The sequence below is a fragment of the Planococcus sp. 11815 genome, from assembly GCF_051096385.1.
Taxonomy (GTDB): Bacteria; Bacillota; Bacilli; order Bacillales_A; family Planococcaceae; genus Planococcus; species Planococcus citreus.
This window is the reverse complement of sequence record NZ_CP096991.1, coordinates 2961634-2975658: the sequence shown is the minus strand read 5'-3', so window position 1 is coordinate 2975658 and position 14025 is coordinate 2961634. Positions and strand designations below refer to the sequence as shown.

Annotated in this window: 10 protein-coding genes; 8 read left to right on the top strand and 2 right to left on the bottom strand. The window is 51.3% G+C overall.

Going from position 1 to position 14025, the window contains the following annotated elements; genetic code table 11:
- Nucleotides 1–90 precede the first annotated feature (90 nt).
- From M1Q06_RS14910 to M1Q06_RS14880, 7 genes are all read left to right on the top strand, one after another.
- On the top strand, nucleotides 91–1257 hold the full coding sequence (locus tag M1Q06_RS14910; RefSeq protein ID WP_434402894.1) for a TraB/GumN family protein: 1167 nt from the start codon (nucleotides 91–93) through the stop codon (nucleotides 1255–1257).
- 152 nt (nucleotides 1258–1409) lie between these two features.
- Nucleotides 1410–1655 (top strand): hypothetical protein, encoded by a 246-nt coding sequence (locus M1Q06_RS14905; RefSeq protein ID WP_274624720.1) that lies wholly within the window; start codon nucleotides 1410–1412, stop codon nucleotides 1653–1655.
- Between the two features lie 107 nt (nucleotides 1656–1762).
- A complete protein-coding gene (locus tag M1Q06_RS14900; protein WP_434400358.1) occupies nucleotides 1763–4870 on the top strand; it encodes an efflux RND transporter permease subunit in 3108 nt (1035 codons plus the stop codon).
- A gap of 175 nt (nucleotides 4871–5045) precedes the next feature.
- A complete protein-coding gene (locus tag M1Q06_RS14895; protein WP_434402892.1) occupies nucleotides 5046–6398 on the top strand; it encodes a DHA2 family efflux MFS transporter permease subunit in 1353 nt (450 codons plus the stop codon).
- A gap of 126 nt (nucleotides 6399–6524) precedes the next feature.
- On the top strand, nucleotides 6525–7736 hold the full coding sequence (locus tag M1Q06_RS14890) for a NupC/NupG family nucleoside CNT transporter (RefSeq protein WP_434400356.1): 1212 nt from the start codon (nucleotides 6525–6527) through the stop codon (nucleotides 7734–7736).
- 264 nt (nucleotides 7737–8000) lie between these two features.
- Nucleotides 8001–9299: an NCS2 family permease gene (locus M1Q06_RS14885; protein WP_434400354.1), complete on the top strand. Its 1299-nt coding sequence runs from the start codon at nucleotides 8001–8003 to the stop codon at nucleotides 9297–9299.
- A gap of 379 nt (nucleotides 9300–9678) precedes the next feature.
- Nucleotides 9679–9864: a hypothetical protein gene (locus tag M1Q06_RS14880; protein ID WP_068870565.1), complete on the top strand. Its 186-nt coding sequence runs from the start codon at nucleotides 9679–9681 to the stop codon at nucleotides 9862–9864.
- Between the two features lie 46 nt (nucleotides 9865–9910).
- Here M1Q06_RS14880 and M1Q06_RS14875 read toward each other — a convergent pair whose 3' ends face one another.
- Both M1Q06_RS14875 and M1Q06_RS14870 read right to left on the bottom strand, forming a co-directional pair.
- Nucleotides 9911–10807: a MerR family transcriptional regulator gene (locus M1Q06_RS14875; protein ID WP_121298834.1), complete on the bottom strand. Its 897-nt coding sequence runs from the start codon at nucleotides 10805–10807 to the stop codon at nucleotides 9911–9913.
- Nucleotides 10808–11074: 267 nt separating this feature from the next.
- Entirely contained in the window at nucleotides 11075–12283 is a 1209-nt protein-coding gene (locus M1Q06_RS14870; RefSeq protein ID WP_434400351.1) for an MFS transporter, read from the bottom strand.
- A 223-nt stretch (nucleotides 12284–12506) separates the two neighbouring features.
- Between M1Q06_RS14870 and M1Q06_RS14865 the strand changes: the two genes are divergently transcribed.
- Entirely contained in the window at nucleotides 12507–14012 is a 1506-nt protein-coding gene (locus M1Q06_RS14865; RefSeq protein ID WP_434400349.1) for an acetyl-CoA hydrolase/transferase family protein, read from the top strand.
- Nucleotides 14013–14025: the final 13 nt, after the last annotated feature.

The window sequence follows — 14025 nt, the reverse complement described above, 5'->3', positions numbered from 1 at the left end:
ATAAAGAATAGACAGTCTTTTTCATCGGCAACCGTAAATGAAGAAGAAATCCTATTCTATGAAGGAAGTACATTCATGACACAAGAAATAATGACGGAAGACAATATTACCCGTCTCGAAGTGGACGGCAAACAATTGATTTTGATCGGCACCGCGCATGTGTCCAAACTGAGCGCAGAGCAAGTAAAGGAAGTCGTTGAACGCGAACGGCCGGATTCGGTGTGTATCGAACTTGATGTACAGCGCTATGATTCGGTCATGCAGGATAAGAAATGGAAAGAAACCGATATTTTTAAAATTATCAAGGACAAGAAGGCGAGCCTGTTATTGATGAACTTGGCCATTTCCTCGTTCCAGAACCGTTTGGCTGACCAGTTCGGCATCAAGCCCGGCTCTGAAATGATTCAGGGCATCCGTTCGGCAGAAGAGACCGGGGCAGAGTTGGTCCTTGCCGACCGCAATATCCAAGTGACGTTTTCGCGCATTTGGGGCAATATCGGCTTGATGGGCAAGGTCCAGCTCATTTCGTCCGTGTTCTTCAGCATTTTCAGCAAGGAATCGATTTCCGAAGAAGAACTGGAGAAGATGAAGCAACAAGATACATTGAACGCGGTGATGGACGATTTCACGAAAGCGTTCCCGCGCATCAAAAAGCCGCTCATCGATGAACGCGACCAGTATTTGGCGCAGAAAATCAAAGAAGCTCCTGGGAAAAAGGTCGTCGCAGTTCTCGGTGCCGCTCATATTCCGGGCATCACGCGCGAAATCCACGAAGAGCAGGATTTGAAGGCACTCAACGAAGTGCCGAAGAAATCGAAATGGCCGAAGATTATCGGTTGGGCCATTCCGCTGCTGATCTTGTCGATCATTGCGTATACGTTTTATGCAAATCCGGCAGCTGGCTTTGACCAGGCGATCAGCTGGATTCTTTGGAACGGTACGCTAGCCGCTATCGGGGCTACGGTCGCATTTGGCCATCCGCTGGCGATTCTCACTGCTTTTGTCGCTGCACCGATTTCTTCGCTCAATCCGCTCGTTGCGGCCGGCTGGTTTTCAGGCCTGACACAAGCGTTTATCCGCCGGCCGAATGTCGGGGATTTTGACACTTTGTCAAAAGACGTCTTCACGGTCAAAGGCTTCTGGGACAATAAAGTGACGCGTGTCTTGCTGGTCATCGTATTGACCAATCTCGGCAGTTCGCTCGGCACATTCATCGGCGGCGCGGACGTTCTGCGGCTGTTTTTCGAAAACTTATAAATCGTGTTGTGAAGCTTCTGCGGGGAACTCCGCGGAAGCTTTTTATTAATAATTCTACATAATAAAAATGTGTGAAAAACATCTAAAATGAATGATTTTTATCAGAAAAAGGAGTATAACTAAAGTATAAAACCGAACGGAGGCGCATGGAGATGGATTTCCTGTTGATGGGGATCTTATTGTGGTCGCTGGTGATTGCTGCACTGCTGCTCGGATTGTACGGAGTTTGGAAAAGATCGTGGAAAGCGTTGTTTTGGGGAGGGCTTGCATCACTTTTGCCGATGGGGCTGATCTTTATGGGAGATGACAGCTGGGTGTTCAAATTGAGCATCCTGCCACCATTGTTAATGTTTATCGGCGCATACTTCCTGAAACAGCGGCGTCCTGAAAAAATTTAAACGAGAACCGGCCGGAAATTTTCGGCCGGTTTTTGAGTGTTTAAAGTGGTGCTTTCCGATTTTTGGTTATACAATAGTTATACAATAATCGGAGGGAGATAATCCTTATGCAGTACATACTCGAGCGCAGTAAATTATTCATCTTTTTGATTTTGATCCTCATGCTGGTCGGGGTTTACACTTTCCTGACTTTGCCGCAGCGTGAGATTCCCGAAACGCCTCCAGGGCTCGTACTGGTTTCCACGATCTTGCCTGGCGCAGAGCCGGAAGAAGTGGAAACGAGCATCACGAACCCGATTGAAAGACAACTGCAGAGCATTGATGGCATCGCGTCAATGAATTCCATTTCAGCGAATTCGGCTTCCATCATTACACTGGAAATCGAAGACGGCGTTGAACCTGAGGGCTTGATCAATACGATCCAGCAGCAGACACAGCGCGCAGCCGGCAGTTTCCCGGACCAAGCCCAGGACACCAGCGTTGAAAAGCTGGATCTGACTTTCCCGCTAGTTTCCTATATGTTCTACGGAGACGAAGCGGAACTTGCTGAACTCGAAGGGCCGCTTGCGGACTTGTCGGATGAAGTGGAAGCAGTATCCGGCGTTGCCGGTACGCAAATCAAAGGATTGAACGGCGAGCAGGTTGTCATCGAACTCGATGGGGATGCGCTCGCAGAAAATCAATTGCAGCCATTCGAAGTGCTTGAAAGCCTGCAGCAGGCGAATCAGCCGCTGTCACTTGGCACCCATAGCGACGGTGAGCAGCAATTCGTCTTGACCGTGCAGCAAAGCCAAGGCATCGAAAAATTGCGTGAGCTGCAGGTCGGCCAAGCAGCTGTCCCGCTTGCTGACGTCGCATCGGTCGAATTGGCTGAAGTTCCGGCGGAAGATATCGTCACGTTCGAAGGCGAGCCGGCGGTTTCCTATACGGTCTTTTTGCAGACAGGGCAGGATGTACCGTCTGTCGATGACCGCGTCAGCGAAGTGATTGAAGGCTTCAATGAAGACTTGCCTGCGGGCATCTCAGCTGAACGCTATGTGTCACAGGCTGAAAACGTCAACGAGATTTTCAGCTCGCTTTATATTTCGCTGTTGATCGCGGTGCTTGCGGTATTGGTCGTCACGACTGCGGGGCTGACGCTGTACGGTGCGTTTGCCGTAGCGCTGACGGTGCTTGCTTCCGTCTTGATCGGGCTCATCCCGATTCCATCGCTCGGCGTCGATTTGAACCAGATTTCCGTTATCGGGTTGATTATCGCGATCGGTATATTGGTCGATGACAGCATCGTCGTCAACGACAATATCCAGCGCCGCTATAAGCTCGGCGACAATGCAATGGCAGGGGCCATTAACGGCGTTCGGGAAGTCTACCCCTCGATTGTGTCGTCCAGTTTGGCGATTGTCGTTACGTTCTCTCCGCTGCTATTATTATCCGGCGGAAACGGTGCGTTCATTAAAGCATTGCCGAGTATTTTGATTACAACTATCTTGGCTTCGACGGTACTGTCGATTACGCTTGTGCCGATGATGCAATATTTGCGCACGAAACGCAAAAAACGCAAAATTTCCGATACGCCGGGCTTCCTCGGCAAGCCGCTTGAAAAGCTTGCGCAAGTGTATTCTGGAAAAGTGCTGAAAGGCGTCATGAAACGCCCTTGGCTGACGGGAATCGGCGGATTGGTGATTGCAACGGCTCTGCTTTCGCTTGCCTTGTTCACGCCGTTCGAATTCTTCCCTGAAGCGGACCGTGAAGAGGTAACGATGAACGTGCGCCTCGCGGAAGGCACAACCATTGAAGAAACCGATGCGTTCATCCGTGAAGTAACACAGGAAGTGGCGCAGCAGGACGGCAATGTCAACGAAACCGCCGTTTTCACCGGTGAAGGCCTGCCGAACCTCTTTGCTTCATCCATGGACAATACAGGCGCCAATACGGGCCAAGTAGCGTTCCGTGTCGACCGTGAAGCGACTTCCGCATCCGCGTTTATCGATAAATGGGAACCGGAACTTCGCGAACGTTACCCGGATGCCGAAATCTTTCTCGATACGATTGTCCAAGGGCCGCCAGTGGGTGCACCGGTGACCGTGACGGCGACCGGTGAAGACATCAATGAACTCGCAGCGCTGCGTGACACCCTCGAAGAGGAGATGCTCGCAAACGGTGCGACGGTCGTGACCGATAACCTGGGGGCTGCCGTACCGGCGATTGAATATGTGCCGGAGCAGGGTGCGCTTGAAGACAATGGCATTGCCTTGTCGACGGTCACCAATCAATTGCAGCTTCTGACGCAAGGCGTCCCGCTCTATACATTGTATGAAGGGCAAACGCCTTACGAAGTCGTCTTGAAGCAAGCAGGCATCACAGAAGGCGAACCGATCGACCTCGCTGACTTCAGTTTGCCAGCATCTAGTTCTGCTGCGAGCGGCGATGAAGCCGGCGGCGAAGCGGGACCACCTGCTGCCGCACAGCCAGGGCCGCCTGAATTGATCGGGCTGGACGAGCTATTGACGGCACAGGAAACGACGGCGCTTGCACAAGTGCCGCATAAATCAGGAGACCGCGCCATCACGCTCCGTGCGTTCGGTGAAGCGGATGATTTTGAAGCGCAGATGCTCGATGTCGTCGATAATGCACGCGCCGACTTGCCGGCCGGCTACGAACTGTCGACTGGCGGCGAAAACTCCGATCAGGAAGCATTCTTCGCTGAAATTGGCATCTTGTTCCTGGTTGTGCTGTTGCTGGTTTACCTGGTTATCGCGTTCCAGTTCAAGTCGTTCGGCTTGCCGTTCCTCGTGTTGATAGCCGTGTATCTCGGCATCTCGGGCGCAATTCTCGGCTTGTTCCTGACACAGACGCCGCTTAGCTTCCTTGGCGTCATGGGGATCGTCTCCTTGACGGGGATTGTCGTCCGGAACGCGGTCGTGCTCATCGACTTTGTCGAAGCGCGCCGCCTGACAGGAGATTTCAATATCGAAGAAGCGATCATCGAATCAGGATATGCGCGCATCAAGCCGATCGTGCTGACGTCCCTGACTTCGATTGTGGCCTTGTTGCCGGTCGCATTTTCCGGCGATCCTTTGTTCGAACCACTGGCCGTGACAATCATTGCGGGGCTTACGTTCTCCGGGTTGTTCACATTGGTCATGATTCCGGCGCTGTATCTTCTATTCCATCGCATCGTCATCGCGCGCAAAGAGAAGAAACAAGCCGCCTGATGGAAAGCTGCAGGGTCTTCGGACTTTGCGGCTTTTTGTTTTTTGGCAGGGCTGAGTAAAGCTTGCCTGATGGGGTAAGCAGGAGAGAAAGGGCATTTTTTGAGAAAAGGGGGCGATGCGCTTGGGGACATTGGAATTAGAAGCGCGGCATAGGAAGCCGTTGCTCGCGGTATTGATGGCCGGCGTGTTTGTGGCGATACTCAACCAGACGCTGCTCGCCACCGCTTTGCCGCATATTATGGAAGATCTGGACATCACCGCCAACACGGCGCAATGGCTGACGACGGTATTCATGCTCGTCAACGGCGTCATGATCCCGATCACGGCTTTTTTAATCAATAAATACACGACACGCCATTTGTTTTTTGTCGCAATGGGCTTATTCGCCACCGGCACGATCATCTGTGCGCTCGCACCCGGCTTTGCGACTTTGATGGTCGGGCGCATCGTCCAGGCATCGGGTGCCGGGATCATGATGCCCCTCGCACAGACGGTGTTGTTCGTCATCTTCCCGATTGAAAAGCGCGGGCAGGCGATGGGCATGTTCGGCTTAATCATTTCCTTCGCGCCGGCAATCGGCCCGACTTTATCCGGTTATTTGGTCGGTCAATACCCATGGCGATCATTATTCTACATCGTTATTCCGATCGCGCTCCTCGATTTGGCGCTGGCGTATTTCTTCCTGCGCAATGTGACGGAACGGACTTTCCCGAAAATCGATATTGTGTCGATCATGTTGTCGACCTTAGGGTTCGGCGGCTTGCTGTACGGCTTCTCGAGTGCGGGGGCAGACGGCTGGGGCAGCGTTTCAGTCATCGCGTCGATCGGTGTCGGGGCTGTCGCTTTATGGTTCTTCATCCGCCGGCAAGGCAGGCTCAAGCAGCCGATCCTGGAATTCCGCGTTTTTAAATATGGCTTGTTTACCTTGTCGACGATCCTGAGCATCATCGTTTTCGTTACGATGATCGGCAGTGCCACGATCTTGCCGATCTACATGCAGGACATGCACGGATTTACCGCGCTTGAATCAGGGCTCATGCTGCTGCCGGGTGCGATCATCATGGGGCTCATGAACCCGATTGCCGGGCGTATTTTCGATAAAGTCGGCGGCAAGTGGCTGGCGATTGCCGGGCTGTCGATCGTCACCGGTTCGACCTTCCAGTTTACGATGCTGACGGCCGAGACGGCATTTGTTTATTTGACTGTCATGCACGCCATCCGCATGTTCGGTGTCGCACTCGTGATGATGCCCGTCACGACAGCGGGGCTCAATCAATTGCCAGACCATCTCATTCCACATGGTACGGCGATGAGCAACACGATGCGGCAAGTGTCGGGCTCGATCGGCACGGCGCTGCTGGTGACGATCATGACCAGTGCGGCGCTCGACCCGGACCGCTACGGCGTAGAAGGGCTGATCCGAGGCGTCAATATTTCGTTCATGGTGACAGGTGCATTGAGTGCCATTGGTATCGTATTGGCGTTCTTTATGAAAAATCCAAAGGCCCAGGAGCAAGGCAAGGGATGAGTGGAAGATGTCACAATATGTGCATTTACTTATCCTTTTAGATTTGGTAAGATGTCTGACGACAGACAATGAATGATAAAAACTTGTTCAATTTTCTGATAAAACTACTTTTAATGAGGTGAAGTTGTGAATTTATTGTGGGGCATCTTCGGTATCATCGTCGTTCTTGGAATCGCTTTCTTGTTCTCTGATGGAAAAAAATCCATCAAGCCGCGGACGATTCTCGGCGGATTGGCCATACAGATTACGTTTGCGTTCATGGTGCTGGAATGGGAACTTGGCAGACAAGCTTTGCTTGGATTGTCGCAAGGCGTTCAAAACATCATCAACTATGCCGGTGAAGGGATCGCGTTTGTCTTCGGTCCTGCAGCGGATACAGAAGGATTCGGTTTCGTCTTCGCTTTCCAAGTGCTGACGATCATCATTTTCTTCTCGTCTTTAATTTCTGTGCTTTATTATTTAAACATCATGCAATGGATTATCCGCTTGCTCGGCGGGGCCTTGTCAAAATTGCTCGGCACGAGTAAAGCGGAATCGATTTCGGCAGCAGCCAATATCTTCGTCGGCCAGACGGAAGCGCCGCTTGTCGTCCGCCCGTTCTTGCCGAATATGAGCAAGTCCGAATTATTTGCGGTCATGACCGGGGGCCTTGCATCGGTTGCAGGTTCTACGCTTGCCGGTTATGCGCTCCTCGGAGTTCCACTTGAGTATTTGCTCGCTGCGAGCTTCATGGCGGCGCCTGCCGGTTTGATCATGGCGAAAATCATGATTCCTGAACAGGAAGAAATCGAAGAAAAAGAGTTTGTCATGGAAAAAGATGACCGTTCCGTCAACGTCGTCGATGCAGCTGCACGCGGGGCTTCTGACGGCCTTCAGCTGGCATTGAACGTCGGGGCGATGCTTCTGGCGTTTATCGCGCTTATCGCATTGGCAAACGGTGTCCTTGGCGGCATTGGCGGCTGGTTCGGTGCTGAAAACATCACCATCCAAGGCATTCTAGGCTTTATCTTTGCGCCGCTTGCGTTTGCGATCGGTGTGCCGTGGGAAGAAGCGGTTCAAGCCGGAAGCTATATCGGGCAGAAACTTGTCTTGAACGAATTTGTCGCTTATACGGCCTTTGCACCGGAAATTGCGAACTTGTCTCCAAAAACGGTCATCATCGTCAGTTTCGCGCTTTGTGGATTCGCCAACTTCAGCTCACTCGCCATCCTTCTCGGCGGTCTCGGTGCGATGGCGCCAAGCCGCCGCCCGGAAATCGCGCGCCTTGGCATGCGTGCCATTGCAGCCGGTATGCTTGCGTCGCTTTTGAGTGCGGCAATCGCTGGGATGTTCGTTTAAGCAATAGCTCCATGTTCGAATCAAAAACCGTCTGTTCCCTTTTTCATCTAATGTGATGAGCGGGGAACAGGCGGTTTTTTCATTAATGAAAGGTTTAGGCGGCTTGTTGAAAATGGAGATAAATGCCTGCATAAGCAGCCATTTCCTTTCAAGAGAAATGCCTTGACAGTGGCTTTTTTTAGGATTACACTTCTATCTTGGCTTACCTGATTTTTTCAGGCAGAGCGGGTAGGGAGAGGGCTAATTTCATAGAAGGTATGTCTTATGGCAAATTGGATGGACCGGTTTTTCGGTCTTAACGAAAACGGGACGACCATCAAGCGGGAAATGACTGCCGGCTTGATCGGCTTTTTCACCGTTGTGTACATCATCGCCGTCAACTCGCTGATTTTATCGGAGTCCGGCATGCCAATCGAGTACGCGATCATCGGCACCATCGCCGCTTCCGTCATCGGCGCATTATTGATGGGCTTTTGGGGCAATGCGCCCATCTTGCTCATTCCGGGCATGGGGATCAATGCATTGTTCTCCTATACGCTCGTCCAGTCGATGGGATTGAGTTGGCAGGAAGCGCTTGCGGTCGTCTTTGTCTCGGGTGTCATTTTCGTCTTTGTTGCGTTTACGCGCTTTTCGAAAATGCTCAGCGAGGCCGTGCCGAATTCGCTGAAAGAAGCGATCACGGTCGGGCTTGGGCTATTTCTGATGTTGTTAGGCCTTGAGAAAGGCGGTATTGTCGGACCAGGCGACGGGGCGATTCTGTCGCTCGGTTCGCTGTCAGATCCGCTCGTGCTGTCGACAGTCGTGACGTTTTTGCTCGCGATCATTTTATTTATCCGTAACGTGCCGGGGAATTTTCTGATCACCATTGTACTGGGAACGGTCATTGCCTATTTCTTCGGCATGATCGATCTTGGCCAATTGAGTGAGCCAGGCGTCAATACGGCAGAAGCCTTTGCGGTGTTCGGTTCGATGTCGTTCGGCAATTTTTTGTCGACAACGTTCTGGGTGGCGGTATTTTCCCTAACGATGGTCTTGGTGTTTGAAAACATCGGCCTCGTCCACGGACAGGTGAATTTCATCGACCGTCCGGAAAAATATTCGCGTGCGTTCCAGGCGACGTCAGTCTCGACGATGGCTTCAGGATTTCTCGGCACGAGCCCGACTGTGGCCAGTGTGGAAAGTGCGGCAGCGATGGCTGCTGGCGGGCGCACCGGTTTGACTTCACTGACGGCAGGCTTTTTGTTTATGGGTGCAGCGTTCTTCATTCCACTGATCAAAATCATTCCCGACAGCGCGATTGCGCCGATTTTAATCATCATCGGCGGGTTGATGCTTCAGAATATCAAGAATCTCGACATGAAGGACATGAGCGAAACGTTCCCGGCTTTGTTGATCATCGCGTTGATTCCGTTTACGTACAGTATTGCGGACGGTATTGCGATCGGGTTTATCCTGTATCCGGTGCTGAAAGTGGCGATCGGCAAATGGCGTGAAGTTTCCCCGGCTCTTTATGTGATTGCTTGTCTGTTTTTCGTCAATTACGTGTTTCACGTGGTCGGCTGAAAAAAGCTGATGTTTTTTTAAACACTTAGAATAAGTCGCTAAAATTAGAAAGCAACTGATTTTACGCAACAAATAGTCTATAAACTTTCTAAGTGTTTGGAGAAGCGTTCGCCCGACTCCGGTGGATCAGCGAGACGACCGAGACCCCGCAGGGAATGAATGAGCGAGGCAACGCCGAGTTCATTCATTTGCGATGCTTGAGCGCAGCGAAAGTAGCGCAAACCGAGGAGGCTTGGGCGCGAGCCCACGGAAAGCGGGCGGTTTAAGCTTCGGAAAATACGATTCAAGAATCCAGACATGTGAAAAAGCGCATCCGGTTGATGGGTGCGCTTTTTCTTTGCTTTGCCGTGTTATAATAAAATAAAAGGAGCGGATCACGATGCGCTATTTTAAATCGAATATGGAGAAACTGGTCAACCAGGAGCCGGAACTGAAAAAACGGCTGAAGGTATTGATGAAGGAAATGGAGCTTGAGAAAAGCTTTGCGTTGAAGGCGCTTTACCATTCGGAAGTGGCGGACAGCGGCCCATTCATGAAACAATACCAGGAAATCGACAATCAGTAAAAAAAGCCATGCGCGAAGGATTCCTTCACGCATGGTTTTTTTGTAATTAAGATGTACGGGCTGCTTTGAATCCGTCGAGCCATTGCTGCCAGGATTCGAGCGTGGTGCCGATGCAATAGCGGTTGATTTTTTCATCATCACAATCGATGCCTTGGCCGCCGAGCAAAAAGTGGAGTCCGGGAATAGCATCAGAAAGTTCTTTGATGTATTGTTCTGCAACGGGACGGCTTTTAGGCGTCATGACGGACATGCAAACCAGTTTGAAATCTTGCTTAGCCACCATTTCCGCTAGGCCATCAAGCGGCGTGTCGGGACCTGTGTAAACGACATGGAAGCCATTCTCGCGAAGGAATAACGAGAACAACAGCAGGCCAAGCTGGTGATGTTCTCCACTTGGGCTGAGTGCCAGTACCTTCGGCAAATGGGGCGCAACCGGGAAAACGCGGAAAAACTGGTTGAAGCGCTGCTGGATGATGTTAGTGATCATGTGCTCATGCGCAACGCTGATTTGGCCGTTTTCCCATTCTGCACCGATCCGTACCATGAGCGGCGCGATGATATGAAAGAACACAGTCTGGTGGTGGAACAGCGAGAACTTCAAATCGAGCAGATAATTAAAACGGTCAATGTCTATTTCTACAGCGGCCTGATACAATTCTTCAATTTGCTTGGCATACTCAATAGGTTCATTGGAATCGGCGATTTCCGCATGGTAGAACTGTTTCCTTGAAGCGTGCAATTGCTTGACGGCTTCACTGATTTTCATGCCGTTTTCCTGGACTTGGATTTTCAGCCATTTCAAGTCTTCCAAATTTTGGTCGGAATACAGGCGGTGACCCGATTCTGTGCGCGCAGGCGTGATGGCATTATAGCGCGTCTCCCAGGAACGGATGGTCACTTTAGGCATATCGAGTATTTTGGCAGCAGCTTTGATATTGTACATAGCATGACCTTCATTCCGTAGTTTTTTGTTATACAAAGATTATACAACCAACTATCCCCAGCGTAAAGCTATTGGCTTTCCCGGTTAGCAGAAAAAGGCAAGAAAAAACAAATTGATAGAGGCTGCTAAAGGATATCTAGTGCAAGGTCTTACAATAAATCCTTAAAATGGAAAAAAGACAGTGCGGGTTATAGACCGCACTGTCTTTCGTTGAATATAAAACTGATACAAACCATTGAATGAGTCGGGTTTGATAGAATCTTGGGCCTATTGCTGTTCGACGGTACGTGCTTGTTTGGCGGATCTTGAACGCTGCCAGCCTACTGTGATGACGAGTGTCGCCAACAGCAGCAACAGGCCGAGAATGAACGGGAAAATGATATTGATGTCGAACAGGATGCCGGCGAGGAGCGGGCCCATGACGTTGCCTATGCTCATATAGGCATTGTTCATGCCCATCGCAAAGCCGACTTCGCCTTGTGCGAGTTTTGAGATCAATGTATTCAATACCGGGCGCAAAATAGAAGTCGCCAGGAAGATGATCAGTGACACCCCGAAAAACATGACGTAACTGCTCGCAAATAGCGATGCGAGAAAGCCTCCCGCTGCGACGCCGAGGAACGTAATCAATACGCCGATCTCACCGAAGCGCGAGACGATGCGGTCAACGACGAACAATTGAACGATGACACTGACCGTACCGGTAGCGGTGATCATGAACGCAATATCTTTCGCGGTGGAATTGAATTGATTGTCGAGATAAAGCCCGAGGACGGATTCGTAAGCGAGCAAGCCGAAACTCATGACCAGCGTGATGACCAGCGGTAAAAAGTAAGGGACCGAAGTCGAGCGCGCAATTTTTTTAAACATCGATTCGGATTGGGTCATCGTCAAAGCGAGAGCCGGATCCGCTTTTTCGGCGTCGCTGTCTTTCAGGACAAAAACGGAAAACAGCACCGCTGCGAGCGATACGAGCGCTGATACGAGAAACGGCAGCTTCAGGCTGTAATCGGCAAGAAAGCCGCCGATTCCCGGCCCGATGACGATGCCGAGTGACATCGCAGCAGATACCAGGCTTGTGCCTTTTGCGCGCTGGTCGAAAGTGGTGATGTCAGCGATGTATGCAAAAATGGCCGGTACCAGCATGGCCGCGCCGATTCCCCCGATGACGCGTGAGAAATACAGCACCCAAATAAAGTCGGAAGCATAGAAGATGAACATCGATAAGGTCAGCCCTGCAAGGCCCCAGATGATCATGATGCGGCGCCCGTATTGATCGGCCCATTTGCCCGCGATTGGCGAGAAGAGGAACTGGGCAGCAGCGAAGATGGCAATCATCAAGCCGGCTGCCATGCCGCCTTGATTGATGGAAACGAGATATGAAGGCAGAATCGGGATGATGATGCCGAAACTGGCGATGGCGATGAACATATTGATCATTAAAATCAGGATTTTTTTGCGCTGGTCTTTGGACATTGGAGTGCCTTCTTTCTTATATATATGTACACATGACGGTTATATTGACTTCCCTATATTATGGATACTTCCAAAGCTTGTCAATTACTTTGCAATCGCCACCCGGATTTTCTTTTCTGGGAGGCCGAAAGCTTTTCCGCAGCTAAAAACCAAAACGGGTTGAGCAGCCCTTATTCAAGGGTATAAGGTAATATCCAAGACCGACAAGGGGAAGGGGATGGCGATGGACCAACGACTCGAACGAATCAAACTAACGGCTTTGCATGAACGGATAGTTAGCGCTGAACAGGCAGCTTCCTGGATAAAGGATGGCATGGCGGTCGGGCTCAGCGGATTCACGCGCGCAGGCGATGCCAAGGCCGTGCCAAATGCCTTGACGAAGCGCATGCAGGAAGAGCCGTTTCAAATCGATGTCTATACCGGCGCTTCACTCGGTTCCGGCATCGACGGACGCTTCGCACAGGCGGGCATCGTCCGTAAACGCGCGCCCTATCAGTCCGATTCTTTGATGCGATCTGCGATCAATTCAGGGGATGTGCAGTTTGTCGATCATCATTTATCCCAAACAGCTGAATGGATCCGAGGGGGAGTTGCGGGCCCGCTTGATTTTGCTATCATCGAAGCACTCGGAATCACGCAGGACGGCTTGTTGATCCCGACTACTTCTGTCGGTAATTCAATGGTATTCGCCCACCATGCGAAACAGATCATTATCGAGATCAATACTGCGCAGCCCTTAGAACTAGAAGGGCTTCATGATTGCTACGCACCGCAAGCGATCGGATCGAGACAGCCGATTCCGCTCGTCTCGCCGCGGGACCGTATCGGCACGAAAGGTATCCCGGTCGATCCTTCGAAAGTCAAAGGCATCGTCTGGACCAATCAAGCGGATTCGCCCTCTCCGATCGAGCCGCCTGATGCGGAAACGGATGTTATGGCAGGCCACTTGCTTGCGTTCCTGCGCCGCGAAGTACAGGCTGGACGCTTGGACAAAAACCTGCCGCCGCTTCAATCAGGGGTCGGATCCGTTGCAAATGCGGTGTTGCATGGCCTCCTCGATTCGGAATTTGAGGGGCTGGAACTGTATTCCGAAGTGCTGCAAGATGCTGTGTTCGATTTGCTCGATTCGGGCAAGGCGCTATTCGCTTCTGCTTCGGCGATCACTTTATCACAGCCTTATATGGAAAGAATCTATCAAGACTTCGGACGTTACCGGGAGCGTTTGGTGCTGAGGCCGCAGGAAATCTCCAATCATCCAGAAATCATCCGGCGCCTTGGCCTCATTTCGATTAACACCGCCTTGGAATTCGATCTATACGGCAATGTCAATTCGACCCATATCGCCGGAACCAAAATGATGAATGGCATCGGCGGATCCGGCGATTTCGGGCGCAATGCGCAGCTCGCCATTTTCGTCACCAAATCGATCGCCAAGAATGGGCGGATTTCCTGTGTCGTGCCGTTCGCTTCCCATATCGACCATACCGAACATGATGTAGATGTGTTGGTCACGGAACACGGCTTTGCCGACATCCGCAATCTGGCGCCCCGTGAACGGGCGGAGCGGATCCTCGCAAATTGCGTTCATCCGGAGTATCGTCCGCAATTGCGGGATTATTTCGATAGGGCGATTGCTCAAGACGGGCATACACCGCATGTTCTCGATGAAGCTTTATCGTGGCATGCGGAATACATGCGCGACGGAACGATGTTAAAGAAATCGCCATAATTGGCAGAAATCT